The following is a 25,359-nucleotide window of genomic DNA, read 5'->3' on the forward strand; positions in this document are numbered from 1 at the left end:
GTGCCACAGGTCCGCGCCGCGCCGGAGGAATCGAGGGTCTGCGGCGGTGCGGACGATCACGAACGCGTCACCATCGGCGCCGCCGCCGGCCAGTGTGGGCATGCCCTTCCGCCAGGCGCAGCGCGGTTCCGTAGGCGATGCCGCGAGGGATCTTCAGGATGACGGACTCGCTCTGCTCGACGTCGCCGTGTCCTGCGCAGGCGGGGCACGACTGCTCGATGACCCGTGCCTTTGCCGCCGCAGGCGGTGCAGGTGACGATCTGCCGCATGACGACGTTTTTCTGGCGCCGCTCGGTCACCATGCTGCCCGCGCCGTGGCACTGGTCGCAGCCGTAACGGCCGGGTGCCGCCTGAGGCGCCGGAGCCGCCGCATGCGGTGCAGGGTCTGGGTGGCGGAGGGTCACGGTCCCGGTTCCTCCGGTCGGGACGGTGGGCCAGGGCCGGGCCCACGGGCGTCGGCTCAGGGCCGGTCACCGGTCCCAAGTGGGCCCATCGGACCATGGACCAGAGACACCCCCGAACCCGACGATGGAAGCAGCACAGCCTACGCCTCGACACTGAGGAGGCGGACACCATGCCCACAGGTTCAACGCGGAACAATCCGCTGCGGCGGACCTCCGACCGCGTCCAGTGGTGGCTCGGACGTGTCCTGCTGGCCATCGTGATCGTGGGCCTGCCCGCGGCCTCGGCAAGCGTCGGCATCCTGTCCTACCGCTCCCAGTTGCACACCGGCCAGGTCCAGTCCGCGACCCGGCACCCCGTCACCGCGCAGCTGACCGCCGACGCCGCGATCCCTCCCGCCCAGAACGCCAACAAGGTTCCGGCGACCGCCGCCTGGACCGCATCGGACGGCACCACCAGTACCACGACCGTCCGGGTGTGGCCCGGGGAGAAGGTCGGCACTCCCGTCCAGGTGTGGGTCAACAGCCACGACGCTGTCGCCTCCCCGCCCGTCACCCGGGGCCAGGCCACCTCCGCCGGATGGACGGCCGCCGTCGTGACCGCCGCCTCCGTCTCCCTCCTGTGCCTGGGCGTCTGGAAGGGCTCCGCCCGCGTACTGGACCGCCACCGCTACGCCCAGTGGGACGCGGACTGGGACCAGGTCGAACCCCGCTGGTCCAAGCGGCTCCCGAACTGACCCGCCCCGTGCAACCCACCACACGGAAGGCCATCACCATGCCCAAGGACATCACCGTCGGCCTTGACGGCTCCCCCGAAAGCCTGTCCGCCGCTCACTGGGCCGCCCGCGAAGCGCAACTGCGCGGGCTGCCGTTGCGACTGCTGCACCTGTGGATCCTGCCGCCCATGACCGCACAGCGGATCTCGCGAGGACGAACAGTCCGTCGCCGCCGAGCGCCTCCTCCAGGACGTTGAGGCCGACCTGCGAACCCAGTACCCCGACGTACTCATCCACACCCAGCTCCTGCCCGCCGACACCCCTGTCGCCCTCCTCCCGGCCGCGCCCGACGCCGAGCTGCTGGTCCTCGGCTCCCAGGGGCTCGGTGCCGTGAGCGGCTACCTGCTCGGCTCACTCGGCCTGCACACGGTCGCCCAGGCGGACCGGCCCGTGGTCCTGGTCCGCGCGTACGAGCAGCCCGCCGGAACGAAGACCCCGGCCGCACAGTCCGGCGCGATCGCCGTCGGCGTCAGCCTCCGTGAGGGGTACGACGGCGCCCTGGAGTTCGCCTTCGACGCCGCCAGCCGGCGGGCCACTCCCCTGCTGGCCGTCCACGCCGCCGTCCGCCACCTGTCCGTGATCACTCGCGAGCACCCCGCGAAGGCGACCGTGCAGGAGGAGGACCGGAAGGCCCTGGCTGCGGCACTGGCGCCGTGGCGCGAGAAGTACCCCGACGTCCACGTCGTCGAGCACAACAGCCCGGAGGGCCCCGCCCGCGCCGTCGTGGACATCGCCACCGGTGCACGGCTCCTGGTGGTCGGACGCGGCGGCTACCGCACCGGCCTGTCACCGCGCATCGGACCCGTCACCCACGCCGCCATCCATCACGCCGCCTGCCCCGTCGCCGTCATCCCCCACGACTGACACCCCGGCGTCCGCATGCGTTCCACGCCCCCTCGCCTGGAATCCGCCTGAAGCGCTGCCGAGTCGGCCCGGGCCCCCGGCTGACACCGCGTGAGCCTCCGGGGCGGACAGCTGACAGCTGACGGACCCGCGAAGGAAAGCCGCCGCTCATCGGCGGCGGCGGAGAACGAAGGGGGACTCTGTCCGCTTCTCGCGGAACACGATTGCGCGGTGCACGGCCAACCAGACCGCTACTCCGTATCTCAACCCGGAGTCCCTCTTCCACTCACATGTTGCCCGTTTCCGGTCTCCGGAAAACCTGCCTCCGCCGCCCCGCACAGTCCGGGCCGACCGGCCCATGAAGGTCGGGGCGCTCGGCCGCTGCCTCCGCCGGAGCCGTCTGACAGGCTGGTGAAGTGCAAGGACTCGCCGGGGGGGGGTGGCGGCCATGATCGCAGCACTGATCAGGTATCTGGGCCGGTTCACGGCAGGCTCGGCCCGGGCCACCACCCGGCGGCGCGGCCAGCCGCCGCGTCGACAGGATCCCTCAGCCGAGCCACAGCCCTCCACCGATGGCATCCCCGGCTCCAGGGGCTCCACAACGGCGAGCGCGGACCAGACGGAGCGGATGCTCGTCGCCGCTCTGCTGGCCGGGCTGATCGAACCGGCGGAGTATCGCGAGTCGATGGCCGTCCTGGCCCGGGCCGACGACGCCGGTCGACCGCTCCACGTACCGTCGGCGTGACCCCGCTCCGACGGCCGCCACGGCCGAGACCCTGTGGGAGGACGCGATGACCGGCCCGCGGATCCTTTCCGGCACCGCCCACCCCGGGCTCGGCGACGCCGTCTCGGAGGCGCTCGGCACCGAACCGGTCGAGTGCGAGGTGAAACGCTTCCCCGACGGCGAGTTGCAGCCCACCGTCGGCCATGTGCGAGGCGAGGACGTGTACCTGGTCGAACTCCTGCTGCTCCTGGACGCATGCCGCCGGGCAGGCGCGCGCCGGATCACCGCCGTCGTGCCGTACTTCGGCTACGCCCGCCAGGACCGCCGCACCCGCTCCGGGCAGTCGGTCGGCGCCCGGGTCGCACTCGACGCGCTGACCGCCGCCGGCGCCCACCGGCTCGTCGTCGTCGACCCGCACTCCCCCGCCCTCGAAGCGATGAGTGCCGTCCTGGTCGAGACACTGACCGCGGTTCCGCTGCTCGCCGGCACCCTGGCCGAGCACACACCCGGCGAAGCCGTCGTGGTGTCGCCCGACCTCGGCGCCGTCAAACTCGCCGAGCGCTACGGCGCGTTGCTCGGCCGTCCGGTCGCTGTGGTCCGCAAGACCCGCCTGTCCGGCAGCGACGTGCAGGCCGAGGAACTGGTCGGCGAAGTCGCGGACCGGCCCGCGGTGATCGTCGATGACATGATCAGCACCGGCGGCACGATCGAGGCGGCCGTCCAGGCCCTGCTGGCCCACGGCGCGGCAACTGACATCACCGTCGCCGCCACCCATCCACTGTTCGTGGCCCGGGCAGCCGAGCGGCTCGGACGACTCCCGATCAGCCTGCTCGTGGTCACCAACACCCTTCCCCCGGACCACATCCGGGCGATGCCCTTCCGCGTACGGACCGTAGCGCCGCTACTCGCCGAAGCCATCGCTCTGCTGCACGGCGGGGAGCCCTTGGACACCCTCCTGGCACATGCCTGACGAGCTTCGGGACGTGACCCGCCTGATCCGAGGTTCCCGGGCGCCGCCGGCCGGGAGACCCCCGATGCCGGTAGTGCCGTGAGTGCTCGCGGCACCGGGGGGTGCGCTCTCGGCCCGTTTCTCCCCGCTGGGCTCAGATCGTCTCCAGGGCCTTGCCGAAGGTCACCATGAACTTCTCGGCGGCGTCCCCAGTGTGGAAGAGAACCGTCGTGAAGTCCTTGAGCAGCAGCTCGCCCCGCATGGTGAGGAGCTGCACCTCGTCCGTCATGGACAGGGCCATGAGGTCCTCGCGCTCACCCTTGACCATCCGGATGCCGAAGCCGGTCTCGGAGAAGAACGTCTCCGGCGCCGTGCACTTGCCCTCCTTCGCGCGCCGGCGCCAGTAGGCATCCGCCTCGCCCGCCCATTCGAGCAGCTTCCTCTCCCGCCCGGGAACCGGCTGAGTCCAGGTCGATACGAATGCCGCCTTCATCTCACCTCCAAGTCCTCCCTGAGTGGCAGCGCCCTGTCCTGCGGTCGCACCCGCGAGAACCGGCCATGCAGAGGCCGCCAGGCAACAACGACGGCCGGGCAACAGCGGCGCCCGATCCCGCGGGCCCAAGTGCACAGCCGAGCCGCGGGACGCTCGTCCAGCTCATCACCCGCCGCAGGGCCCGGCAATCGGGGCCCCCTTCAGGTGCGCACCCCGTCAGCCTTTGACCACGCCCAGTGGGACGAAGCGCGCGACGAGCCGGGCAAGTCCCGCGCCCTCGGTGGCGGCGGCCACCGCGTCGACGTCCTTGTAGGCCTCCGGTGCCTCCTCCGCAAGACCGCGCCACGAGGACGGGCGCACCGCGATGCCGCTCGCCTCCAGCTGGTCGCGGAGCCGTTCGCCGCGCACCATGCGCAGCGCGTGGTGGCGGCTCCACACCCGGCCGGCGCCGTGGCAGGCCGAGTGGAAGGCGTCGTTGCCAGGAAGGCCGACCATGACATACGAGGCGGTGCCCATTGTCCCAGGGACCAGCACCGGCTGGCCCGCTGCGGCCAGGTCCGGCGGCAGGTCCGGGTCGCCGGGCGGCAGCGCCCGGGTGGCGCCCTTGCGATGGACGCACAGCGGACGTTCCACCCCGTCGACCTCGTGGGTCTCGAGCTTGGCGGTGTTGTGCGAGATGTCGTAGACCAGCTCCAGTCCCGCCCCGACCGCGTCGGCGAAGGCACGGCGGGCGGCCTCGGAGAGCAACTGCCGGTTGGCGCGGGCGTAGTTGGCGGCGGCGGCCATTGCCCCGAGGTAGTCGCGGCCGGGCGGGGAGTCCACGGGCGTGCAGGCGAGCTGCCGGTCGGGGACGGAGATCCGGTAGCGGTGCATCGAACGGTTCATGGTGCGGACGTGGTCGGTGCAGACCTGGTGACCCAGGCCGCGCGAGCCGCAGTGGATCATGACGCAGACCTGGCCGGCGTGCAGCCCGAACGCGGCCGCGACATCCGGGTCGTAGACATGGTCAATGGTCTGGACCTCAAAGGAAGTGGTTGCCGCTGCCGAGGCTGCCGACCTGGTGGAGGCCGCGTTCGACGGCCCGGGTGCTGACCTGTCCGGGGGCGGCGCCCTCGAGAACGCCGAAGTCCTCGCAGCGGTCCAGGTCGCGCGGGATACCGCGGCCGTGCTCGACCGCGTACCGGGCGCCGCCGACCAGCAGGTCGTCCATCTCCTCGGTGCCCGACAGCTTCCACAGGCCGCCGCGTCCCATGCCGCGCGGGATGGTGGTGTCCAGGATGTCCATCAGCCGCTGCATCCGGTGGTGGTCGAGCGCCTCGCGGTCGATGCCGGCGGCCAGCAGCCGTACGCCGCAGGAGATGTCGAACCCCACACCGCCGGGTGAGACGACCCCACCGTGGGCGACATCGGTGGCGGCCACCCCACCGATAGGGAAGCCGTAGCCCCAGTGCACGTCCGGCATGGCGAAGGAGGCACGGACGATTCCGGGCAGGGTCGCCACATTGGCCACCTGCTCCAGCGCCTTGTCCCCCGCCGCCTGCGGCAGCAGTTCCTTGGAGGCGCACACCATCCCGGGCACCCGCATCGGGTCCCGCCGCTCGATGCGGAAGCGGTAGGGGCTCTCCTCGACAAGCGTGATCTCCACGTCACTCATCTCCAGTCGACCGTCAACCGTCCGGCCCGCTCACCCACGTCGGTGCCGAGCTCGGCGCAAGCGGTGGTGAACCGCTCGCGAATCCACTCCCACTCCTCGCCGTGGGCGAAGCGGGTGTGGCAGAAGTCCAGGGCCAGCGGCACCGCCTCCAGACGGACCGGGGCCAGGCGTCCGGGCTCGGGCCCGTCGAAGGTGACCAGGAACAGCAGCCCGAGGTCGTTGCGCAGTGCCGGGTGGACGGCGTAGTCGTCGACGAAGTCGCCCATGTCGTAGATGGTCCGGTCGCCGACACCGTGGAACACGTGGGCGGAGTGGCCCGCCACCAGCGTGGCCCCGGCCGCTAGCAGGTGCGGGGCCGCCGCGAGCACGTGCGGCGGTGGTCGGGAGGTCATGTTGGGCCCCCAGTGCGCGGTGACCAGCACGGCGTCGGCTTCCGTCGCGGCCCGGGCCACCAGCGCGCCGAGCCAGGCGGGCACGCCCGCGCGGAGGTCGGCCCAGGCCACCCCGGGATGTTCCTCGGCGGCCGCGTAGTCCTCGGGGTGGTCGGTGACGGCGACCACCGCCAGCCGCACCCCGCCGGCCTCCAGGACCACGAACTGCCGGGCCGCCAGGACGTTCCGACCGGCACCCACCGTACGGACCCCGGCCCGTTCCAGCAGGGTGCGGGTGTCGGCGAGGGCGTCGAAGCCGTAGTCCAGGGCGTGGTTGTTGGCCAAGGTCACACAGTCCACCGCCAGCGCGGCGACCACGTCGGCGGCAACGGGAGGGGCTCGGAAGAAGAACAGCTTGTGCGGGTTCGGCCAGCGGTGCCCTCGATCGGAGACACAGCACTCCAGGTTGAGCACCACGAGATCGGCCTCCGCCAGCGCCTCCCGCACCTCGGCGGCGAACAGGGTCTGCGGTGTCGGGGAGCGCCGCAGTGCCTCGGCGACGCCGCGCCCGAGCATCGTGTCGCCGGCCAGTGCCACCGTGAGCGCCATCCTCCTGCCCCGCTCCCTTCGTGGTCAGACGTCGAGTGTCACCTGGCAGATCCAGCCTCCGGAGCCGCCGTCCAGGCGGAGACCGTGCAGCGAGACGGCCTTGGGGACGGCCCCGACCGGCTCGGCGGTATCGGCGTCCACCATCGTGAAGCGCACCGACACACCCCTCCCCTCCGCCGTGTCCCGGATCTCGCCCACCTGCGTGTCGAGCGGTATCTCACCGTCGACGTCCATCTGGTAGATCACTTCCTCCAGCACCGAGACCAGCAGGTCCTCGTCCTTCTCCGCCGTGACCTCGTACTCGCGCTCGCCGACCGGCGGGGCCGCGGAGGTGTCGGCGAGCCTTCCACCGCCGCGCGCACCGCCTCACCGATGCAGCCCTCCACCGTCGGCGCGCAGGCCTCCACGCGCATGTCCGCGGTGTGCGCCACGGCTCGGTGACCGCTCCGAGAACTCTGCTGCCCGGTCATCACCGACAGCTCCCCTCATGCACGTCCGCGACCGCAGCCGCCTCACCCTTCTCAGGCTCGTCCCGCTCACCCTCCCAGGGCAAATCCGTCCAAGTCACCACCAGCAATCGCACCCGCGACCATCACGGCTCGGCGGGCGGTGGCCGCTCATGCGCACGTACCTGGCGCTGACGACCGGCTCTCGGGATGCGCAGGTTTCACCACCAGGACAACCCTGGAAGGGAGGGCTTCCGTCCATGTGGCCACCGCCTGTCGGGGCTCGACCAGAACCGGTCGATGCATCCGACGACCTTTCCGATTATCCGCCAGGCGCCGGGCCGCATCACGAGGCCGGAGCCACACTACGAGGGGACGACAGTCATGGCTACTACGCGAGACATCATGCATGCCGGAGCCACCTGTGTTCAGGGGAGTGAAACGCTGGAGACCGCGGCCCGGCGGATGCGCGAACTCGATGTCGGCGCCCTTCCCGTCTGCGGTGCCGACGACCGGCTGCGCGGGATCATCACCGACCGCGACATCGTGGTGAAGTGCCTCGCCGAAGGCAGGGACCCGAGGACCACGACGGCGGGCGAGCTCGCCCAGGGCAAGCCGATCACTGTGGACGCCAGCGCCGAACAGGCGGAGGTCCTGCGTCTCATGGAAGAGCACCGGATCCGGCGACTGCCGGTCATCGAGGCCCACCGACTGGTCGGCGTGATCAGCGAGGCCGACGTCGCACGGCATCTGAACCGGCACGAGGTTGGCGAGCTCGTCGAAGCCGTCTGCGCCGCCTGAGCCCGGGGGCCGCCCGCCGTCACAGAGCCGGATGGAGCGGGACCTACGCGAGTGACCTATCGCGTTCCGCGCACGTCGACCGCCGGCCGTCAGCCTCAGATGTCGCCATCACGAGAGTTAGGACGATCATGACTGTGACCGGACTGCCCAACTTCGGCCATGCCGTGCAGACTGCGAATGCCTGGCTCATCGACGTCGCGAAGGCTGCGGGGAGCGCGGAGGCGCCACGCTGTATACCGGCTGCTGCGGGCCTGGCTGCACACGTTGCGCGACCGGCTTCCGATCGATGCCGCGGTCCACTTCGGCGCGCAACTGCCGACCCTGATCCGTGGTGTCTACTACGAGGGCTGGGATCCGCACCCCACGCCGGTGAAGTTCGACCGGCAGGAGTATCTCAACCGGTTCTGTTACGAGACCTCCCTCGCGGAGGAAAATGCCGAGAAAGCCGTCCGCGCCGTCACCGGCGCGCTGTTCCTGCACATGCCCCCGGAGCAGTTGGGGCACGTCTTCAATGCTCTCCCGCACGGTTTGCGGTCACTGATCACTCCCGCGGTGTGAGGGGAGGGGAGTAGGCGCCGTGGGCCGGTACCGGCGGGTTGCGGTGAAGCTCAGCGGCGAGGCGTTCGCGCGCGCGGCCGGCTGGGGCACGGATCCGATGAGTCTCGCACACCTGACCGAGGAGATTCTCTCGGCAGACGAACTGGGCGTCCAGGTCGCGGTCGTACTGGGCGGCGGGAACTACTTCCGCAGCCGGAGCGCGACGGCCTGGGGCATCGACCGGGCCGCGGCCGACACCGTTGGCATGCTCGGCACCGTCATGAACGCACTCATGCTCCGTGGGGAGCTCACCGCAAGCGGCACGCAGGACGTCCGCCCTGCGGCATCTGCGCCACCATCTGATCGTGCTGCTGGCCGGAGGCATAGGTCAGCCCTACGTCACCACCGATTACGCCGCCGTCCAACGCGCCCTGGAACTGGAGGCCGACGCCCTTCTGCTTGCCAAGCACGGCGTTGACGGCGTCTACGACCTTGACCCGCGCACCCACCCCGGCGCCGTCCGCTACACCAGCATCAGCCACCAGGATGCCCTCGCCCAGGCCGTGGGCGTGATGGACACCACCGCCCTGGTCCTCGCCGCCGAACACCACCTGACCATGCACGTCTTCGACGCCGCCGCCACCGGCGCCATCCGCGCGATCTGCCAGGGCCACGACATCGGCACCCGTATCACCGACCAATCTCCATAAGAGGCCCTCCGAAGGCATGACACACCGCAGTCCTGGAACCCGACAGCCCCTGGGCGGGGACCCATACGGCCCTGTGCCGGCCCTTGCGGTGAGAGGACATTGGAGTGGAGAAAGGCTGATGGCAGACTTCGGAAGAGGCCGGAATGCACGGGTCCGCACCGCTGGGGAAGATTTTCGGCATACCGCTGCGGATCCACTGGAGTGCGCCTGTCCTGATCGTCTTCCTCGCTATCGGCCTGGCCGGGCAGACACTGCCATCGTGGGTCCCGGGCCACTCTTCCACGGCCTACGGCTTCGCCGGCCTGGTCGGCGCACTGCTGCTCACCCTGAGCCTGCTGCTCCACGAGGCGGCCCACGCCGTCACCGCGCGCCGCGCCGGGATCCGCGTCGACGACATGACCGTCTTCGCGCTCGGCGGCGTCACCCGCATGGGACGCCCCCCGAACCCTCGACTCCAGTTCGCCGTCGCCGGGATCGGACCGCTCACCAGCCTGGCACTGGGCGGGCTGTCCCTGGCCGCCGGGCTCGGCATGCTGCACACCATTCATTGGGCGATGCCCGCGGCGGTACTGCTGTGGACGGGCTGGACCAACCTCCTGCTCGGCGTGTTCAACCTGCTGCCCGCCGCGCCCCTGGACGGCGGGCGGATCCTCCAGGCGGCGGTCTGGTGGCGCGGGCGTGACCGCGAACGGGCCGAGCGCGTCGCCGGCCGGGTCGGCCAAGGCGCCGGTCTCCTGCTCTCGGCGGCCGGTTGGGTCGAACTCGTCTACGGCAGCGGGGCCGGGATCTGGCTCGCGCTCATCGGCCTGTTCATGTGGTCCTCCGCCACGGCCGAGGTCCGCCGGGCCGCGCTGGTGGCCGCGCTGCGAGGAGTGCGTATCAAAGAGGCCATGACGGCTCCTGTGGTCACCGGTTCCGACTGGCTCACCGCGGAGCGCCTCCTCACCGATCTCGCCTCGCGCACCCGCCACCCGATGGTTCCCGTGGTCGACTTCGAAGGCCGCCCGAGCGGCCTGGTCGACCTGCGCCGGGTCGCCGTGATCCCCTCCGCCCGCAGAGCCGAGATCCGCGTACGTGACGTGGCCACACCACTCGGGCTGTGCGTAGTCGCCGCACCCGATGACGACCTCGTCGAGGTCCTGGACCGCGCCACTGCGCAGCCCCCGATCCTCGTACTGGACGACGGACGACTGGTCGGAATCGTCACCCTCGATGACATCTCCAGGATCGCCCGGATGAGAGCTCCGACCACTGTGCGCGGCAGTTGAACCGCCTGGTCTGCGGCGACAGGCCGGCGTCCTGTCGGTGTTCCCAGCCGGTGGTCTGCCCGTTAGAAGGCCGCGGGCCCGCGGTGGTGTCTGCCCACTCCGCTCTGATCGTTGACGATCGGCACCGGTCGACGTCCGGCACCGATCGCGCCACACCGGAGACCGGGAACGACAAGCGGGGACACCGGCCGGTGTGCGCTCGCCGAGCGGCCTCCGTCGACTGGTTCCGCGGAGGCCACAGCGCCGTTGGGCTGCCGCAGGTCAGGCGCTGCTTTCGATCTCGATCCGCCAGCTCGGCTTCTCGACCTCGCCGATCGGGGCCTTCACGGTCAGGACGCCGTTGTCGTAACTGGCCGTGATCTCCTGCTCCTTCACACCCTCGGGTAGCCGAATGCTGCGGGTGAAGGAGCCGTAGCGGAACTCGGAACGCTGCTTCTCCTTCTTCTCCTCGCTGCGTTCGGCGTGAACGGTCAGCACCCCGCCCTCGAAGGTGATCTCGACGTCCTTGGCGGGATCGATCCCCGGCAGTTCCGCCTTGACCACATAGGTCCCGTCCTCTTCGGACTCCTCCACCCGGATGAGGTGCTCGCCCATCCGCAACTCCATGGGGAAGTCCTCAAACCACTCCGAGAAGGCAGACGGCCACCAATGCGGCGCGCGCCTGTGGAGCAACTCTCCGGCCATCTCAAACCCTCCTTACTCGTTCGGTCACCTTCCTCCATGCTGCTGCGCCGGACAGACACGCGCGATCGGAAGCATCACCGGGCCGCGAGGCAACTCCCCACTCCGATCGGCAGATTCACCGAGCAGCTGGACGAGGGGGCGTGGCGGTCTCGCGATCCGGAGGCAGCGGTGCTGCCGCCCATGCCGACTGTCTCGGATGGGCCGTCCGCCGCCCCACTTGGGCCGTCCGGCACTGTCCTGCGCCGCGGACGGCGAAACACTGGGAGTACGCACACCGGTCCGTCGCTGAGGGAGACCACCGTGAGCGAGTACGAGCACGCCAAGGCAGGCACCGAGGCCCTCCGGGCCGTTCCCGGCAGGGCATGGAGCCCCGAGGGCCCTCGTTTCCTCTGATCCTTCCGACCAGCACTCCACCCCCGGGAGGTGGGCAATGACTACCGGAACTGAGACCGGCACCGCCGCCCTGCGCGAGCTGCTCGCCGCATCCGGCCCATTCCTGTCGGTCTACTTCGATCTCGATCCACGTCCGGAGATGGGACTGGACGCCGAGCAGCGCTGGCAGGGGCTGTGCCGTGACCTCGCCGCACAGGGGGCCACGGTCGACGACCTCGCCGCGCTGACCCGGCGCTTCCTGTCCTCCCAGCCGGGTTCCGGCGTGCTGGCGGCCTTCGCCGCGGGCGGCGAGGTGGTGCACTCGGCCGTCCTGCCCGGCTGCGAGCAGACCGACCTGGCCCGCCTGGCGCCCCTGCCGCACCTGCTGCCGCTGCTGGCCTGGCGCCAGGACCACCCCGCCCATGTGGTCGCCGTCGTCGACCGCACCGGCGCCGACCTGCAGCTCTACCCCACAGGCGCCACCGAGGGCATGCGCCGCACCGTCACCGGCCCGGACGACGAGATCGAGCGCAACCAGCCTGGCGGCACGTCCCAGATGCGCTACCAGCACCGCGCCGAGGACTCCTGGGAGCACAACGCCGTCACCGTCGTCAAGGCCCTCGGCACCGCCCTGGCGAAGGTGGACGCCCATGTGCTGATGCTGGCCGGCGACGTCCGCGCCCGCCAGTACCTCACCAAGCACCTCCCCACCTGGGTCCGGCACGAGGTCGAGATCCATCCGGTCAGCGGCAGCCGCAGCCCCGACGGCGCCTGGCCGCAGCGCGCGGTCCAGGTCGACGCCGAAACCCACAAGGCCGGGCAGAAGGAGACCGCCGCCCTGCTCCACGCGTACGGCGAACAGCTCTCCCCGCGCGGCCACGCCGTCGAGGGCATCTACGCCACCCTGCGCGCTCTCGCCGACGGACAGCTGCGCACGCTGCTGGTCACCGACGATCCCGCATCCCGCCGCACCGCCTGGTTCGGCCCCGAGCCCACCGACATCGCGGACGCCAGCACCGCGTTCACCGAGCACACCAAGGGACTCATCCGGGCCCCGCTGGCGGACGCCGCCGTCCGCGCCGCGCTGCTCACCGGCGCCGACGTCCGGGTACTGCAGCCCGGCGCCACCGGCGCGCCCGCCCAGGGAATCGGCGGCCTGACCCGCTACACACACATCCAGCCGTGAACGGAGGGCTTCCGATGGCAACCGACCCAGTGGCCAGCCAGACACCCGAAGTCGAACTCGAATCGCAGGGCGACCTCCCGCCCGGCATGCCGGAACTCGCCCGCAACAAGGTGCTCACCCTCCTCGACGAGGTCCGCGAGCCCGTCCTGTCCGTCCGGATCCGGCTCACCCGCATGCACAACCCCGCGACCGAACGGCCGTTCATCGCCCAGGCCAACCTGGACGTCAACGGCCGCCCCACCCGGGCCCACGTCGCCGCCGAATCCATGCCCGAGGCGATCGACCTGCTGCGCGACCGCCTCGCCCTGCAACTGAACCGGCTGCGAAGGCATTGGGAGAACCAGCGCGCCGGCCAGCCGAAGCCCGGCGAGCACGAGTGGCGGCACGGCGACGAGCCCACCCACCGGCCCGACCACTTCCCCCGCCCGCCCGAGGACCGCGAGATCATCCGGCACAAGTCCTTCTCCCTGGCCCGCGAGAGCGTCGACGAGGCCGCCTTCGAGATGGACACCATGGACTACGGCTTCCACCTGTTCACCGAGCTCAACACCGGCGAGGACAGCGTCCTCTACCGCGCCGCCCCCACCGGCTACCGCCTCGCCCAGGTACACCCCCACCCCGGGCAACTCGGCACCACCGCCATCCAGCTGACTGTCAGCCCCGCCCCCGCCCCCCGGATGAACTCCGCCACCGCGAAAGGGCGCATGGACGAACTCGGACAACCGTTCGTGTTCTACACCGACGACGTCACCGGCCGCGGAAACGTCCTCTACCACCGCTACGACGGCCACTACGGCCTGATCACCCCCGCCGAATAGCCCAGCCGCCACCTCCTCGAAGGGAGCCGACGATGACACCCGACACGACTGGCGACCCGCCGGACGTAGCCCTCCACCCGACCGGACGCGACCTCGAAAGCGCCGTCGAGCGCGTCGAACTCCTGGAAGCCCAGGTCCAAGCCCTCGGCCAGGCCATCCGCGCCCTCATCCAGGGCCTGGAGGAGATCCCCGACCAGGAACCCGACCCCGAACGGCCCGCCCGTGCCGCCCGCCTGGCCCACGAACTCCTGCTCGCCCAAGGACTCTGAACGCCCATCGGAGCGACCCGCGATGAAGCTGACCTTCCTCGGCCCGCTGTACGCACGCCAGGGTCCCTACGCGTGCGCCTACGTCGACACCTCGCGCGACCTCGACGACCTCGACCGCGCCATCGACCGTCGCCGACGCCACCTGGAGGCCGAACTGGCAGCCCAGGGCGCCGATATGACCACCACCGGTGCCGTTGTCCGTGCGGTCGGCTCCGACCGCGACCTGCCCGGCCGGCACGGCCAGGCCGTCTTCGCCGCCCACGGACGGCTCGCCCTCGCGACGGAACTGCCCCGGCCGCCGTCCCACGACACCGCCCGGTTCACCATGCTGCCCGACGCGATGCCGCTCGCGCTCCAGCACGCCCCCGACATCCTGTACGTGGCCTTGGCGGTGCACCGCACCGCCCCACCGGCAGGCGTGCGCCCCGACGAGGCCGAGCTGGAAGTCGACCTGCAGGCCGGCCGCTGGCCCACCGCCCGCGTGGCACCCGACGACCGCACCCGCCGACGGGCTCCGGCCCACGAATGGCGGCAGACCGCCGCCGAGGTCGCCGAGCAGCTCACCGAACTCGCCGAGCGCACCGGGGCCGAGGCCGTCATCCTGTCCGGCGACCACTGGGCCCGCAACACCCTCGTGCGCGAACTGCCCAAGCGCCTTCGTGGTCGGACCGTCGGCCTCGACAGCGACGGCTGGGACGCCCAGCCCGAACGCGCCCTGCTGGAGGACGAACTCGACTACCTCTTCCGCGGCCGCCTCTCCGCCCACGACCAGTCCGGCGTCGACCGGTTCCTGGCCTGCCGCGCCCGCCGCAGCGGCGCGGTCGAGGGGCTCACGGCCACCGTCACCGCCCTGCGCCACGGACAGGCCGAAGCCGTCCTGGTCAACGACCCGTTCGACCTCGAGCAGCGCCCGTGGGTCGGCGTCGCACCGAAACAAGTCGGCCTCAGCCGTGAGGAGTTGGCCTCCCTGGGAATCGGCTCCTGCTGGCAGGAGCCAGCCGATGCCGCCCTCATCCGCGCGATCGTCGGCACCGGCGCCGAACTCATCGTCGTCCCCAGCGATGAACTACCACTCCCGGACGGTCTGGGAGCCCTGCTCCGCTACACCGGGTGAACCCGGCAATCCGGCGGGCACCCGTCATCCGTAGTCCGCGTCGGCCCAACAGATGATCTGCGGCCGGCGCGGACCTTCCCTTCCCCATGGCGGAACCTGCAAGGTGGGCTCCCTACGCCGGCATTGCCCGGATCAGGTGATGGAGGTCGCCGTCGGGGTCTCGTCGACCACCCTCCGGCCTCTCAGCCCGGCCGTCGAGATCAGCTCCGGACAGCACGATCACCGTCCAAGGCCGCTCCGGCCGAACTCCCTCGCTCGCCCTGCAGGCCATCTCCAACGCTACCCACGTTCCGCCTCTGCGCCAGGGTCGAACGGACCTCCGTCCCCCGGCTGCACGTCCCTGAGCAGGTGCCGCGTGGCGCGCAAGTCAGTGCCGGGAAGCAGCACCGCCGCGACGGCTCCAATCGGACGGACCCACCGGCAACCCGCCGCTCCAACGCGCCCAATGCTCCAGTCGGGCCAGCCGGTAGTCGAGCCGACCCCTCAACAGGTCGATCGCTTCATGCATCGTCTCGGCCGCCACCCGCGCATGCGCGGGCCGCCCGCTCACATCCAGGCTCGCCCGCGCGACCGCCGACCGCCGCACCTCCGGATCCCGCCCCTGCGTCAGCCTCACCCGCACCGACCGCACCGGCTCATGCGCATGCCGCGCCACGGCCCGCACCATCGTGCGCGCGTACTCCGCCGAGTCCGGCGGCATCTCACCGCGGACCTCCACCTCGATCTCCGGCACGCCCCGCTCGGAAGGGCCCTCCGCGCCCTCGCCCCGTCGGCTCGCGTTCCCGGCCATCGAACATCCGCTCCTCACCCGTCCAAGACGCGCGTCTGGGCACCGGACTGCATGCCGTGCCCCAAGCAGGAAAGACTGGGCTCGAATGCCGGAAACCAACGGTCCACCCGCCGCTCCGGTCCGGGGCCGCCAGCCGACACGAGAGCCGACCCTCCGGTGTACGGCTGCGCAGAGAACCGCACAGCGCATCGCCACTTCTGGACGGAGGCACGCATTCGGCAACACCCCCACCGTCACTCGCCGGAAAGCATCGCACAACCCCTGCAGCCCGCGGCCCTGTAATCCGCCCGTCACCGGCAGTGCAAGGGCTAGGGTGCGGCACGGGCGGCCATGCGCTGCCCGAGCTGCTCCAGGTAGTCGTCGTAGCAGGCCGCCACATCGTCGAGATCCACCATCGGCGGCAGATCGACCACTGGCTGCCGCTCGGCCAGGAACTCCGCCGTCTCCTCCACCAACCGCTGCTCATCCACCGGCGCGGTGTGGAACTGCTCGACGACCGCCTCGCTGGCCCGGAAGCGTGACTCGACCACCTCCTCGCCGGCTCGGGCCCGCAGCAGATACTCGTGATCACCCAGCGGCTCGACCTCGAAGTGCTCCGACATGAGCGTCGCCTCTCGCACGCCACCTGTCAGCACCGACCGGATCCCCGCCGCGACTCCGGCCGGAGCAGTAACGATATCCACGATCCCGCAGGCCGCCGAGCGAGCGCGAGACGATCAGGTTCAGGTTGTCCGCCCCGGCGAGTACGCCGTGCCGCCAGGGGTGCTGACGCGCTCGAGACCTTCGGCTGCGACTGTGCCCTGCCTGCCTACACGATCGAGATCGGTTTCAGTTCGCGAACAGATGGAACGTCTTGGAGCTAGCGTCCGTCTCCTCCTTCGCTTCATGGTGTGGGTAGTGGTGGACGTGTGCGTCCAGGCCTGGAATGAACACCGACACGTGGCCCGCGTCCGCGAGGCGCCCTGTCGCGGTGGGGTGCCTCCCCGTGAACCGTCACGTGCCCGACGCCGAGGTTGGCGTGTCGGAAATGCGGATCCGGCGCCCGGTGATGGAGGAAGGCTTGACCCGTACCCACACGTCGCGTGCTCCGCCCGCCCACGGGTCGGGACTGCCGCGCCGGGTCAGATGCTCGACGGCATCCGGGTCGTCCAGCAGCGCCGCAGTGCCCTTCACCAGGACGCTCCAACCACTGCGCTGGGCCTCGTCGATGTGATCGACCTCGAAGGCGACCCAGTCACCGACGGCGGCGGCCGGCGTACTCCCCGCGGCGGTGCGGTAGACCACCGTGCCGTCGAGGACCCGGAAGTTGACCGGCAGGACCACCGGGCCTTCCTCAGTCGCCAGTGCCACCCTGCCAATGCCGCCCGGCGCGAGCCTGGCCCAGCATTCCCAGGCCGGAAGCTCCTCCAGCACCGGGTGCGCCGCTGCGGCTGCCCGGCCGGGCGGGATGTCCACTCCTCCGCCCAGCAGCTCCCAGGCGGACGTGCCGAGCGCGCCGGCCAGCCGCGTGAGCGGAACGATGTCCGGCGGGCCGGCCGACGACTCCACGTACTCCACGAATCCGACCGCCATCCCCGCCCGGTCGGCCACGTCCTGGCGGCTGAGGCCGAGCCGCTGTCGGCGCTCGGCCACGCGCCGCCCGATGTCCCCAGGGTGGCCAGCTTGCGGTCAGCCGAGTCCCCAGCAGTGCTCTTCGGCATCTTCTGTCACTACCTCTCCTGCTGGCGTTGCCAGAAATACTCGGCGACGCCAAGGCGACGTGCCCCGGAGGGCGACCGGACGGGCGGAGGGCGGGTCCTCACGTGTGGAGTCCGTCTCTCTGCTCTTCCGGGGCTCCCGCGGCTCATGAATGATGGGGAAACTCCGTTGATGCACGAAGTAAAGGCTGGTTGTCCATGAGTGATCACGTCCATGTGCGGCTGTCCGGCGGTCTCGCTGTGAACGGCGACGGCGAACTCGTGGAGCAGTACCACTGCCGCTGCGGTGCTTCCTGGACGAAGACCTACGAGGCGGCGGGGGACACCGAGCTGTGACCCGTGCCGGCCCGCTGCGGCCGACCCTTGTCAGCGGCCGCGCACGATCGCGACCGGACACGGGGCGTGCTGGGCACAGTGCTGGCCGACGGAGCCCAGCAAGGCCCCGGTGAAGCCGCCGAGCCCGCGGCTGCCCACTACCAGAAGCGCCACGTCGTCCTCGGCGGCGGCCTTCAGCAGCGCTTGGGCCGCGGTGCCCTCCTCCACACGAGTGGTGATCTCCACGGTTGGCTCGGACCCCACGGCCTTCTCGATGCTCTCGAGCAGGACCTTGCGTGCGATGTCCCCGAGCCCTCTTTCTTCCGCGACGGGAACGTTGCCGCCCCATCCGGAGAACGGCGGCTCCCAGGCGATGACAGCCCGCACGGCCGCGCCGGTCAGCTCCGCCTGCCGCACCGCCCAGCGCAACGCTCTTCGGGACTGCTCGGAACCGTCCACCCCGACGACGATCTTCTCGCGGCTCTGCTTGTCGGTCATGGCACGCCCTTCCGTTTCGGCCGGAGAGTGTCGCGCGGTCGTGCGACGTGAAAGGGCCGATGCGTCCGAAAACCTCCCCCTTGGCAGCATCGACCGGATCCGCGCCAGCCGCACGCCGACCCGAAGCTCCTCCCAGGATCAGGCAGGCACTGGGGGCTGGCGAAGCGGGTCAGCCCCTCTGCAGGCCCCGGCCGAACCCCTCGACGCTCCGCAGCCGGTCCTCGAGCCGGTGCCGGACGTCGGCGGTGAGCCGGCGCAGCCGGTCGGAGGCGGCGGCCTGCGGGGGCTGGGGGTCGGTGAGGCGGCGGGCCGCGGCGGGGAGCTCGGCGAGGTCGGCCTCGAACGCGGCGCGGGACAGCGCGAGCGAGGGTGGTGGGCCGGTGCGCCGGCCGCCGGCCATGACCTGCTCCAGTAGCGGCCGGGTCCCGGGCGGCGCGGGCTCGTCGCGCAGCGCGATGGTATCGGTGAAGCCCTGCCCGCGGAAGACCTGCTTGGCACCGGGGGCGGTGACCTTGGCGGTGGACAGCTTCATCATCGGCCGCCCGTCGTAGCTGACCAGCTTGTACGCCGCATCCAGGTACGGTGCGTCCGCCGACACTCCGACGAGCGTGCCGACGGCGAACAGGTCGATCGGCGCCCCGGAGCGGACCAGTGCGTCGATGCCGTACTCGTCGAGGCCGCCGCTGACGGTGATCCGCACCCGTGGCAGCCCGGCGGCGTCGAGGATCTTCCGGGCCGTGACGGCGAGCGCGCCGAGGTCGCCACTGTCGAGCCGGACCGCGCAGCCGTCGTGCAGTCCCAGCTCCCGCAGTACCCGGGCCGCGACGGCCACGCCGACCTCGGTGTCGTAGGTGTCCACCAGGAAGGTCACCGGTCCGGAGTGGGAGCGGGCGAAGGCCCGGAAGGCGGCGGCTTCGTCGTCGAACGCCTCGATGTACGAGTGCGCCATCGTGCCGACAGCGCGCAGGCCGTGCGCGTGGGCGGCTGCGACGTTGCTGGTGCCCGTGAAACCCACGATGGCGCCCAGGCGGGCGGCCTGTTCGCCCGCTGCCACGCCGTGGGTGCGCCGCAGCGAGAAGTCCACCACCGGCCGCCCGGCGGCCGCCAACACGCAACGCGCGGCCTTGGACGCCACCGAAGTCTGGTGGCAGACCTGGTTGAGCAGGAACGACTCCACCAGCTGTGCCTCGGGCAGCGGGGCGGTCACCTCCAGCAGCGGCTCTCCGGCCAGGACGATCCGCCCCTCCGGCACCGCCCGCACCTCCCCGCTGAAACCGAGCCCCAGCAACGGCTCCAGGTCCCGGTAGGGGCGGCCGAGCACCGAGGCGAAGACCTTGACGTCCTCCTGATCGACCCGCGCCCGGGCCAGGTGGTCCAGGACCGGCTCCAAGCCCGCCGCAACGAGAAACCCGCGGCCGGGCGGCAGCTTCCTCACGAACAGGCTGAACGTCGCGGGAGCGGCCATACCCTCCGCCAGGTACGAGTGCGCCATCGTCACCTCGTACAGGTCGGTGATCCGAGCATCTGACACGCGGTACCTCCGGCAGAGCGCCCACTTCACCAGACTCCCACCCTTCACAAGGCACGGCAGCGTGCGGCAGCACGACCACGAGCCGGGGACACGCCGGCACGGTCCGGCGCCGACGCAAGCGCGGACAGGGGCGGCCTGCGACGACTCACTCCTGCGCGCCGTGCCCGTCGAGCGTCCGCCCGATGCCGACCTCGTCGCGACCGGCAGGTGGCAGCGCGTTCCGTTCGGGAGCTGGGGAACGTCCCGGCGGCTTGCGGATCGGTGCGGCCGAGGGCGTCGCGCCGATGATGGCGAGCACGACCTTCCCGTCCACCGTCTCCTGCGCCATCAGCAGCGCGGCGAGGTCGTCGAGGTGGCGACGGTGGTCGCGCAGGAGGTCCACCGCCCGCTTCTCGGCCTGCCGCAGCAGTCGCGCCACCTCTTCGTCGACCAGGCGTTGGGTCTGCTCGGAGTAGGGACGGCGCAGCCGGTCCTCCAGGTTCTCGCCGAGGTACTGGGCGGTGCCGCCGGACGCGTAGCCGACAGGCCCGAGAGCGCCTGAGAGGCCGAACTCGCGGACCATCCGGGTGGCGACGACGGTGGCGTTGGCAAGGTCGTTGGCGGCGCCGCTGGAGCCCTCGCCGAAGACGATCAGTTCCGCGGCCCGGCCGCCGAGCTGGACGGCCAGTAGGTCCTGCAGGTAGCCCTGGCTGTAGAGGTGCCGCTCGGCCTCCGGGAGCTGTTCGGTCACACCGAGGCTCACACCGGCGGGCAGGATGGTGACCTTGGCCACCGGGTCGGCGTGCTCGCACAGCGCGGCCATCAAGGCATGGCCGGACTCGTGCACGGCGACCGCGCGGCGTTCCTCCGGGAGCAGCGCGTTGGAGGACTCCCTGCGCCCCAGCAGGACCCGGTCGCGTGCGGTGTCGAGGTCGTGCGCGGTGATGACGGTGCGCTCGGCCCGCACCGCGTTGATGGCGGCCTCGTTCACCAGATTCGCCAGATCCGCCCCCGAGAAGCCTGGGGTGCCCCGGCCACGCGGTCCAGCTCGACGTCCTCGGCCAGGGTCTTGCCGCGCGCGTGGACGGCGAGGATCGCCGAGCGCTCGCCCTGGTTCGGCAGCGGCACGGTGACCTGCCGGTCGAACCGGCCGGGCCGCAGGAGTGCCGGGTCGAGGGAGTCGGGGCGATTGGTCGCGGCGAGCACGACGATGCCGGTGGACTGGTCGAAGCCGTCCATCTCGGCGAGCAGTTGGTTCAGGGTCTGCTCGCGCTCGTCGTTGCCGCCGAGCCGCGCTCCGCCGCCGCGCCGGGCGCCGACGGCGTCGATCTCGTCGATGAAGATGATCGACGGGGCCCGCTTGCGCGCCTCCTCGAACAGGTCGCGCACCCGCGAGGCGCCCACGCCGACGAACATCTCCACGAACGCGGACCCGGTCACCGACAGGAACGGCACCTCGGCCTCCCCGGCGACCGCCCGAGCCAGCAGCGTCTTGCCGGTACCCGGAGGGCCGACCATGATCACACCCCGCGGACCCTTCGCGCCCGCGGCGGCATATCGCTCAGGGCTGCGCAGGAAGTCCACGACCTCGCTGACCTCCTGCTTCACACCCTCGTACCCGGCGACGTCGGCGAAGCGGGTGTTCGGCCGCTCCGCCTCGATGATCTTCGCCCGGGACCGTCCGACCGCACTCAGGCCGCCGCTCATCGCTCGCGTCGCCATCCGCCCCGACCAGAGGAACAGGCCCGCGATCACGATCAGCGGCAGGAAGACGAGCAAGGTGGTCAACCCTGAGCTGCCGCCAGTGGTCTTCGCCGTGATCTCGACGTTCTGGGACTGCAGTTGCCGGGTGAGACCGCTGCTGTCCAGCGCGGTCGGGATCTGCGTGGTGAACTTCGTGCCGTCCTTGAGGGTGCCGCTGACGGCGCCCTTGTCGGTGATATCGACGGTCTTGACCTGGCCGGTGTCCACCCTGCCGGTGAAGTCCGTGTAGGTGTACCGCGTCCCCGTGCCGGACGGGGTCCGGGACAGCAGGACGAACATCATCGTCACGGCCACGGCGACCGGCAGGAGCCACCGCCGCCAGCCCGGCGGCGATTCCGGTCCGGGCTTCGCCGGCTTCGGCGGGTCCGGCGGGTCCGGCGGCGGCCCGGGTTTGGCCCGCCCGGTCGGATGCCGGGCGGGAATACTCCTGCGTGCGATCATCTCTCGCCTCCGCTCCCATGATCCGCCACTGGGAACACCGCAGGCAGGGCCGACCGGGCCAGCTGACCGGGCCCGCTGCCCCCTGCCGCACTCCGGGAGTGTGGCACTGGACTGAACCGCCGGAGGGCCACGGCCCGGCGTGGCTTCGAAGCTTGGTGCCGCGGTGCTGCGCGGAGTCGCGTGTCGGCCGCCTGTCTCCGATCGGGGCCGCAGCCGCAGTGCACGGTCACAGTACGTGAAGACGCCAACTGGAGACAGGAGTTGATGCCGGACGGCTGGCTCCGATCGCGGCCCCGCGGACGGCGCAGCAGCATGGAGGAAAGGGATCAGCCAAGCGAGGAGGATGCGAAATGGCCGGCGATCTGCTTCAGCGGCGTGCGCACTGGTGGCCGTCGTTCTCGGAACTGTTCGAGGACTTTCCCGCAGACCTGCGGATGGGCGAACACCTCATCCGGGTCGAGGAGTGCGCCTTCTCTGACAGTCTCGGCTGAGACGCCTGGCTCAGCTGGGAAGGTGGCGTGGACGGCCACCAGCGAGGTGTGGCGTCGGTCGGCGGCGTCGAAGGCGAGCTCCAGGACACCGTCGTAGCCGGAGCGCTGGCTCACGGCGACGGCGACCGGCCCGGACTGCGCGGCCGGGGTCAGGGTGCCGTCGGGGTCGTCGTGGGCGCCGACGAGCACCACCGGGTGCTCGGAGCGGGCGACGGTGTACGGGGCGAGCGAGCGGATCAGGTAACCCCCGCGGTGCTGATGTCCTGCGAGCCGAGTACCAGCAGTTGCTCGTCGCCTGCGGCGGACAGCAGGGCGGCGGAAGTGGTGGCGGGCAGCAGTTCGGTGGTGAAGGGAACGTCCGGGGAGTGCTCGCGCAGCTCGCTCTCCGTGCTCTCCGTCACGCGGGCGCGTACGTCAGGCAGTCGATGTCACTCTGGTGGAACCCGACCGTGATGCCGGTGGCGCGGCACTCAAGGCCGACGTTGTGACGGCAGTCCGACATCTTGCACGCACCGACCCTGCCGTTGGCGGAAGGGTCGCCGCCCTTGGTCGGGGCCTGCAGGTAGGTGTCGCAGTTCGCGTGACGGGCGTCGCCGACGGTGATGGCCAGGGCGTGGCAGGCGAGGCCCTGGTTGTAGGCGCAGCCATCGACCGCGCATCCGGTGATGATGGGCATTTCCATGGCGAGGTCCTTCGGTCGTGGGCTGCTCAGGTGGCGTCACGCGGTGGCCACTGTGGGCACGCGAGCCTTCCGTTCGAGCATGGGCAGTGGTGTGGTCCGCGGCCACTGGCGTTAGCCCAGCGGGAGCCGAGCTGCGGTTCTGCATCTCGCCGCAGCGCGACGTGTGAAAGCCAAGCGGCGGCGAGGCCGGCATCCGGTCTCCTGTGGCAGGCTGCGCCCGCGAGGCGGAGCCTGGAGGGGGGCGACGGAAACGGTCTTCCACGCTGGACGTACGTTCGCGTCGCTTCGGGCGCTTGACCGAGGCGGCCGGGCAACTTGGTGCCATGGGTCTGAAGCCCAGGAGCGGCGTCCTGCCGGGAGCGTGCCAGGGGGCAGGAGGAGTGATGCTTGATCCCGTGATCGTGGGAGTGGACGGCTCCGGGCGGAGTCTGCGTGCGCTGGTGTGGGCCGCGAGTGACGCGGCGCGGCGCGAGTGCCCGTTGCTGATCGCCCACGTACTTCCGGCCTGGGAGTTCGATTTCCCGTTCTTTCCCCCGGGGCGTTCTCAGGGCCTCAGCCGCCGGGGCGCGGAGATCCTGACCGAGGCGGTGGCGATCGCCAAGGAGAGCCATCCGGGCCTAGAAGTGGAGTCCGACCAAGTCTCGGGCTCCCCGGCCGAGGTTCTTCGTGCGGCGACCGAGCGGGCGCGCTGCATGGTGCTCGGCGCCCGTGGCGAGGGAGGGCTCGGCAATCTGCTGATGGGCTCCGTCAGTTTGCAGGTCGCTGGGCACGCGGCCTGCCCGGTAGTCGTGGTCGGCGAGATCACCACCGGTCACGGACGCGTCCTCGCCGGCACGGACGGTTCGGAACACTCGACCGCCGCCCTGGAGTTCGCCTTCGAGGAGGCATCCCTGCGCGGCGACCGCGTTCACGCCCTGCGGGCCTGGAGCATGCCGACCTCACCGGAACCGTCCGACGCCCAGCCCGCTCCGGACGAGGTCGAAGCCGAGCAGCGCCAGCAGCTCGACGACCAGCTCGCACCCCTCCGGCATCGCTATCCCGGTGTCGAGGTCGAGACGACCCTGGTCCGGGGGAAACCAGTGACCGAACTCGTCCGCGCCTCCGACCGGGCGGACCTCGCCGTAGTCGGCTCACGCGGCAAGGGCGGCTTCCACGGCCTGGCCCTCGGCTCGGTCAGCCATGGCCTGCTCCACTACGGCATCTGCCCGGTCGCGGTCGTACGCCCGCAACCTCACACACCATCGGCGTGATCGCCAGCCCCCTTCCGGAACAGAGCTGATTCCTCCACGATCCACAGCCTCAATAGTCCCCAGCAGCGCCCGGGCCAAGAATCCGAGCGGTACCGACCAGGTTGCGGCTCGGTTCAACAGCCGAAGAAGTCCTGCACCGAACAGCCTGCCTCGTCGCCCTTGGCGGCGCTCCCTCCGCGCGCCCTCCCGACTGCACGCGGGAAATGCGGACATGATCGGGGTGACGTGCATCGTCCGACGATGAGCGAGAGCAGGAGGTTCGATGGCCGCTGCCGGATTGTCCTTCGACGTGGTGAGCATCGAGAAGCCCGATGACGTGAATGTGATCATCGGCCAGTCGCACTTCATCAAGACCGTGGAGGACCTGCACGAGGCAATGGCCGGGGTCGGCCCGCACCTGCGCTTCGGGATCGCCTTCTGCGAGGCATCCGGTGCCTGCCTGGTCCGCCGGTCCGGAAACGACGACGAGTTGGTACCGCTCGCGGTACGCAACGCACAGGCGATCGGGGCCGGCCACTCCTTCGTCATCCTTCTGCGTGGCGGCTACCCGGTCAACGTTCTCAACGCCGTCAAGCTCGTGCCCGAACTGTGCGGGGTCTTCTGCGCGACCGCCAACCCGGTCGACGTCCTGCTGGCCGTCACCGACCGGGGCCGCGGCGTGATCGGCGTGATCGACGGCGTACCCCCGGTCGGGGTCGAGACCGACAAGGACGCCGCGAACCGCCACAGCCTGCTACGCCAGATCGGTTACAAACTCTGAGGCTTGACGTCCTGTATTCCGCCAGCCGCCTCCACCGGTGGACGGGGAGGGTGCGAACGCCTGCGCACGGCCCTCGTGGGCGCGCAGGGCCACGGCCAGTGCCACTGAGGACGGCGGACAGGAACGACACAACCGG

Annotated in this window: 30 protein-coding genes, 2 pseudogenes and 1 riboswitch; of the genes and pseudogenes, 16 read left to right on the forward strand and 16 right to left on the reverse strand. The window is 71.1% G+C overall.

The window, feature by feature from the left end; genetic code table 11:
- The first annotated feature begins 574 nt into the window (after positions 1-574).
- The 5 genes from ACIBEC_RS17440 (at position 575) to ACIBEC_RS17460 (ending at position 3,714) form a co-directional block, all read left to right on the forward strand.
- Entirely contained in the window at positions 575-1,138 is a 564-nt protein-coding gene (locus tag ACIBEC_RS17440; protein WP_360503912.1) for a hypothetical protein, read from the forward strand.
- A gap of 38 nt (positions 1,139-1,176) precedes the next feature.
- The gene (locus tag ACIBEC_RS17445; protein WP_360503911.1) at positions 1,177-1,374 is read left to right on the forward strand and encodes a universal stress protein; all 198 of its coding nucleotides are present in this window, start codon (positions 1,177-1,179) and stop codon (positions 1,372-1,374) included.
- Positions 1,375-1,381: 7 nt separating this feature from the next.
- A complete protein-coding gene (locus ACIBEC_RS17450; RefSeq protein WP_396287967.1) occupies positions 1,382-2,041 on the forward strand; it encodes a universal stress protein in 660 nt (219 codons plus the stop codon).
- A gap of 427 nt (positions 2,042-2,468) precedes the next feature.
- A complete protein-coding gene (locus ACIBEC_RS17455; protein ID WP_360503909.1) occupies positions 2,469-2,765 on the forward strand; it encodes a hypothetical protein in 297 nt (98 codons plus the stop codon).
- A 46-nt stretch (positions 2,766-2,811) separates the two neighbouring features.
- Positions 2,812-3,714 carry a ribose-phosphate pyrophosphokinase gene (locus ACIBEC_RS17460; protein ID WP_360503907.1) on the forward strand — a complete coding sequence of 301 codons (903 nt, stop codon included), beginning with the start codon at positions 2,812-2,814 and terminating at the stop codon, positions 3,712-3,714.
- 133 nt (positions 3,715-3,847) lie between these two features.
- Here ACIBEC_RS17460 and ACIBEC_RS17465 read toward each other — a convergent pair whose 3' ends face one another.
- From ACIBEC_RS17465 to ACIBEC_RS17485, 5 genes and pseudogenes are all read right to left on the reverse strand, one after another.
- Positions 3,848-4,186 (reverse strand): hypothetical protein, encoded by a 339-nt coding sequence (locus tag ACIBEC_RS17465; RefSeq protein WP_360503905.1) that lies wholly within the window; start codon positions 4,184-4,186, stop codon positions 3,848-3,850.
- 216 nt (positions 4,187-4,402) lie between these two features.
- On the reverse strand, positions 4,403-5,197 hold the full coding sequence (locus tag ACIBEC_RS17470; protein WP_396287968.1) for an RtcB family protein: 795 nt from the start codon (positions 5,195-5,197) through the stop codon (positions 4,403-4,405).
- Positions 5,198-5,207: 10 nt separating this feature from the next.
- Positions 5,208-5,831, reverse strand: coding sequence for an RtcB family protein (locus ACIBEC_RS17475; protein ID WP_360503903.1), 624 nt, complete (start codon positions 5,829-5,831; stop codon positions 5,208-5,210).
- A 5-nt stretch (positions 5,832-5,836) separates the two neighbouring features.
- Entirely contained in the window at positions 5,837-6,820 is a 984-nt protein-coding gene (locus ACIBEC_RS17480; RefSeq protein WP_360503901.1) for a CapA family protein, read from the reverse strand.
- Positions 6,821-6,844: 24 nt separating this feature from the next.
- Positions 6,845-7,099 (reverse strand): annotated as a pseudogene (locus ACIBEC_RS17485) (archease); the annotation flags it as partial.
- Between the two features lie 551 nt (positions 7,100-7,650).
- Here ACIBEC_RS17485 and ACIBEC_RS17490 point away from each other — a divergent pair.
- From ACIBEC_RS17490 to ACIBEC_RS17505, 4 genes and pseudogenes are all read left to right on the forward strand, one after another.
- Complete coding sequence (locus ACIBEC_RS17490; protein ID WP_360504010.1) at positions 7,651-8,067, forward strand: CBS domain-containing protein; 417 nt, start codon at positions 7,651-7,653, stop codon at positions 8,065-8,067.
- Between the two features lie 264 nt (positions 8,068-8,331).
- The gene (locus ACIBEC_RS17495; protein ID WP_396287961.1) at positions 8,332-8,625 is read left to right on the forward strand and encodes a DUF2267 domain-containing protein; all 294 of its coding nucleotides are present in this window, start codon (positions 8,332-8,334) and stop codon (positions 8,623-8,625) included.
- Positions 8,626-8,668: 43 nt separating this feature from the next.
- Positions 8,669-9,314: pseudogene (locus ACIBEC_RS17500) on the forward strand (uridine monophosphate kinase).
- A 143-nt stretch (positions 9,315-9,457) separates the two neighbouring features.
- Complete coding sequence (locus tag ACIBEC_RS17505) at positions 9,458-10,582, forward strand: site-2 protease family protein (protein WP_360503897.1); 1,125 nt, start codon at positions 9,458-9,460, stop codon at positions 10,580-10,582.
- 261 nt (positions 10,583-10,843) lie between these two features.
- On the opposite strand, the gene ACIBEC_RS17510 is transcribed toward ACIBEC_RS17505, so the two are convergent.
- Positions 10,844-11,188 carry an Hsp20/alpha crystallin family protein gene (locus ACIBEC_RS17510; protein WP_360503895.1) on the reverse strand — a complete coding sequence of 115 codons (345 nt, stop codon included), beginning with the start codon at positions 11,186-11,188 and terminating at the stop codon, positions 10,844-10,846.
- 508 nt (positions 11,189-11,696) lie between these two features.
- On the opposite strand from ACIBEC_RS17510, the gene ACIBEC_RS17515 reads away from it, so the two are divergent.
- From ACIBEC_RS17515 to ACIBEC_RS17530, 4 genes are read left to right on the forward strand one after another with little or no spacing between them, the layout of a single operon-like run.
- Entirely contained in the window at positions 11,697-12,824 is a 1,128-nt protein-coding gene (locus ACIBEC_RS17515; protein ID WP_360503893.1) for a Vms1/Ankzf1 family peptidyl-tRNA hydrolase, read from the forward strand.
- A gap of 14 nt (positions 12,825-12,838) precedes the next feature.
- Positions 12,839-13,642, forward strand: a complete 804-nt coding sequence (locus tag ACIBEC_RS17520; protein ID WP_360503892.1) for an HPF/RaiA family ribosome-associated protein — start codon at positions 12,839-12,841, stop codon at positions 13,640-13,642.
- A gap of 32 nt (positions 13,643-13,674) precedes the next feature.
- Positions 13,675-13,911: a hypothetical protein gene (locus ACIBEC_RS17525; RefSeq protein WP_360503890.1), complete on the forward strand. Its 237-nt coding sequence runs from the start codon at positions 13,675-13,677 to the stop codon at positions 13,909-13,911.
- A gap of 22 nt (positions 13,912-13,933) precedes the next feature.
- A complete protein-coding gene (locus ACIBEC_RS17530; RefSeq protein ID WP_360503888.1) occupies positions 13,934-15,025 on the forward strand; it encodes a hypothetical protein in 1,092 nt (363 codons plus the stop codon).
- 92 nt (positions 15,026-15,117) lie between these two features.
- Positions 15,118-15,288: riboswitch (TPP riboswitch) on the reverse strand.
- A gap of 104 nt (positions 15,289-15,392) precedes the next feature.
- Here the strand turns inward: ACIBEC_RS17530 and ACIBEC_RS17535 are convergent.
- The 3 genes from ACIBEC_RS17535 to ACIBEC_RS17545 all read right to left on the reverse strand — a co-directional run bounded on the left by ACIBEC_RS17535 (position 15,393) and on the right by ACIBEC_RS17545 (position 17,447).
- On the reverse strand, positions 15,393-15,758 hold the full coding sequence (locus tag ACIBEC_RS17535; RefSeq protein ID WP_360503886.1) for an HPF/RaiA family ribosome-associated protein: 366 nt from the start codon (positions 15,756-15,758) through the stop codon (positions 15,393-15,395).
- Positions 15,759-16,123: 365 nt separating this feature from the next.
- Positions 16,124-16,417, reverse strand: coding sequence for a hypothetical protein (locus tag ACIBEC_RS17540; protein ID WP_360503884.1), 294 nt, complete (start codon positions 16,415-16,417; stop codon positions 16,124-16,126).
- A 391-nt stretch (positions 16,418-16,808) separates the two neighbouring features.
- Positions 16,809-17,447, reverse strand: a complete 639-nt coding sequence (locus tag ACIBEC_RS17545; protein ID WP_360503882.1) for a pyridoxamine 5'-phosphate oxidase family protein — start codon at positions 17,445-17,447, stop codon at positions 16,809-16,811.
- A gap of 263 nt (positions 17,448-17,710) precedes the next feature.
- Between ACIBEC_RS17545 and ACIBEC_RS17550 the strand changes: the two genes are divergently transcribed.
- A complete protein-coding gene (locus tag ACIBEC_RS17550; protein ID WP_360503880.1) occupies positions 17,711-17,848 on the forward strand; it encodes a hypothetical protein in 138 nt (45 codons plus the stop codon).
- 30 nt (positions 17,849-17,878) lie between these two features.
- On the opposite strand, the gene ACIBEC_RS17555 is transcribed toward ACIBEC_RS17550, so the two are convergent.
- The 7 genes from ACIBEC_RS17555 to ACIBEC_RS17585 all read right to left on the reverse strand — a co-directional run bounded on the left by ACIBEC_RS17555 (position 17,879) and on the right by ACIBEC_RS17585 (position 23,213).
- Positions 17,879-18,325, reverse strand: coding sequence for a universal stress protein (locus tag ACIBEC_RS17555; RefSeq protein ID WP_360503878.1), 447 nt, complete (start codon positions 18,323-18,325; stop codon positions 17,879-17,881).
- A 169-nt stretch (positions 18,326-18,494) separates the two neighbouring features.
- Positions 18,495-19,856, reverse strand: coding sequence for a nicotinate phosphoribosyltransferase (locus ACIBEC_RS17560; RefSeq protein ID WP_360503876.1), 1,362 nt, complete (start codon positions 19,854-19,856; stop codon positions 18,495-18,497).
- Positions 19,857-20,001: 145 nt separating this feature from the next.
- Complete coding sequence (locus ACIBEC_RS17565) at positions 20,002-20,826, reverse strand: hypothetical protein (protein WP_360503874.1); 825 nt, start codon at positions 20,824-20,826, stop codon at positions 20,002-20,004.
- A complete protein-coding gene (locus tag ACIBEC_RS17570) occupies positions 20,823-22,040 on the reverse strand; it encodes an ATP-dependent metallopeptidase FtsH/Yme1/Tma family protein (RefSeq protein WP_360503872.1) in 1,218 nt (405 codons plus the stop codon). The genes ACIBEC_RS17565 and ACIBEC_RS17570 overlap by 4 nt, the downstream gene beginning before the upstream one ends.
- Positions 22,041-22,366: 326 nt before the next feature.
- Positions 22,367-22,720 carry a hypothetical protein gene (locus ACIBEC_RS17575; RefSeq protein WP_360503870.1) on the reverse strand — a complete coding sequence of 118 codons (354 nt, stop codon included), beginning with the start codon at positions 22,718-22,720 and terminating at the stop codon, positions 22,367-22,369.
- Between the two features lie 47 nt (positions 22,721-22,767).
- On the reverse strand, positions 22,768-22,932 hold the full coding sequence (locus tag ACIBEC_RS17580; RefSeq protein WP_360503868.1) for a hypothetical protein: 165 nt from the start codon (positions 22,930-22,932) through the stop codon (positions 22,768-22,770).
- A complete protein-coding gene (locus ACIBEC_RS17585) occupies positions 22,929-23,213 on the reverse strand; it encodes a DUF1540 domain-containing protein (protein WP_360503866.1) in 285 nt (94 codons plus the stop codon). The genes ACIBEC_RS17580 and ACIBEC_RS17585 overlap by 4 nt, the downstream gene beginning before the upstream one ends.
- Before the next feature lie 383 nt (positions 23,214-23,596).
- On the opposite strand from ACIBEC_RS17585, the gene ACIBEC_RS17590 reads away from it, so the two are divergent.
- A complete protein-coding gene (locus ACIBEC_RS17590) occupies positions 23,597-24,463 on the forward strand; it encodes a universal stress protein (protein ID WP_360503864.1) in 867 nt (288 codons plus the stop codon).
- 262 nt (positions 24,464-24,725) lie between these two features.
- Complete coding sequence (locus ACIBEC_RS17595) at positions 24,726-25,223, forward strand: adenosine-specific kinase (protein ID WP_360503862.1); 498 nt, start codon at positions 24,726-24,728, stop codon at positions 25,221-25,223.
- Positions 25,224-25,359: the final 136 nt, after the last annotated feature.

This window comes from Kitasatospora sp. NPDC051164 (assembly GCF_044455625.1).
Taxonomy (GTDB): Bacteria; Actinomycetota; Actinomycetes; order Streptomycetales; family Streptomycetaceae; genus Kitasatospora.

Bases quoted from the DNA above. Each gene is read 5' to 3' on its own strand.
- ACIBEC_RS17440 (WP_360503912.1), top strand. From the start codon at position 575: ATGCCCACAGGTTCAACGCGGAACAATCCGCTGCGGCGGACCTCCGAC.
- ACIBEC_RS17445 (WP_360503911.1), top strand. From the start codon at position 1,177: ATGCCCAAGGACATCACCGTCGGCCTTGACGGCTCCCCCGAAAGCCTG.
- ACIBEC_RS17455 (WP_360503909.1), top strand. From the start codon at position 2,469: ATGATCGCAGCACTGATCAGGTATCTGGGCCGGTTCACGGCAGGCTCG.
- ACIBEC_RS17460 (WP_360503907.1), top strand. From the start codon at position 2,812: ATGACCGGCCCGCGGATCCTTTCCGGCACCGCCCACCCCGGGCTCGGC.
- ACIBEC_RS17465 (WP_360503905.1), bottom strand. From the start codon at position 4,186: ATGAAGGCGGCATTCGTATCGACCTGGACTCAGCCGGTTCCCGGGCGG.
- ACIBEC_RS17480 (WP_360503901.1), bottom strand. From the start codon at position 6,820: ATGGCGCTCACGGTGGCACTGGCCGGCGACACGATGCTCGGGCGCGGC.
- ACIBEC_RS17490 (WP_360504010.1), top strand. From the start codon at position 7,651: ATGGCTACTACGCGAGACATCATGCATGCCGGAGCCACCTGTGTTCAG.
- ACIBEC_RS17505 (WP_360503897.1), top strand. From the start codon at position 9,458: ATGCACGGGTCCGCACCGCTGGGGAAGATTTTCGGCATACCGCTGCGG.
- ACIBEC_RS17510 (WP_360503895.1), bottom strand. From the start codon at position 11,188: ATGGAGTTGCGGATGGGCGAGCACCTCATCCGGGTGGAGGAGTCCGAA.
- ACIBEC_RS17515 (WP_360503893.1), top strand. From the start codon at position 11,697: ATGACTACCGGAACTGAGACCGGCACCGCCGCCCTGCGCGAGCTGCTC.
- ACIBEC_RS17520 (WP_360503892.1), top strand. From the start codon at position 12,839: ATGGCAACCGACCCAGTGGCCAGCCAGACACCCGAAGTCGAACTCGAA.
- ACIBEC_RS17525 (WP_360503890.1), top strand. From the start codon at position 13,675: ATGACACCCGACACGACTGGCGACCCGCCGGACGTAGCCCTCCACCCG.
- ACIBEC_RS17530 (WP_360503888.1), top strand. From the start codon at position 13,934: ATGAAGCTGACCTTCCTCGGCCCGCTGTACGCACGCCAGGGTCCCTAC.
- ACIBEC_RS17540 (WP_360503884.1), bottom strand. From the start codon at position 16,417: ATGTCGGAGCACTTCGAGGTCGAGCCGCTGGGTGATCACGAGTATCTG.
- ACIBEC_RS17550 (WP_360503880.1), top strand. From the start codon at position 17,711: ATGAGTGATCACGTCCATGTGCGGCTGTCCGGCGGTCTCGCTGTGAAC.
- ACIBEC_RS17555 (WP_360503878.1), bottom strand. From the start codon at position 18,325: ATGACCGACAAGCAGAGCCGCGAGAAGATCGTCGTCGGGGTGGACGGT.
- ACIBEC_RS17570 (WP_360503872.1), bottom strand. From the start codon at position 22,040: ATGATCGCACGCAGGAGTATTCCCGCCCGGCATCCGACCGGGCGGGCC.
- ACIBEC_RS17585 (WP_360503866.1), bottom strand. From the start codon at position 23,213: ATGGAAATGCCCATCATCACCGGATGCGCGGTCGATGGCTGCGCCTAC.
- ACIBEC_RS17590 (WP_360503864.1), top strand. From the start codon at position 23,597: ATGCTTGATCCCGTGATCGTGGGAGTGGACGGCTCCGGGCGGAGTCTG.
- ACIBEC_RS17595 (WP_360503862.1), top strand. From the start codon at position 24,726: ATGGCCGCTGCCGGATTGTCCTTCGACGTGGTGAGCATCGAGAAGCCC.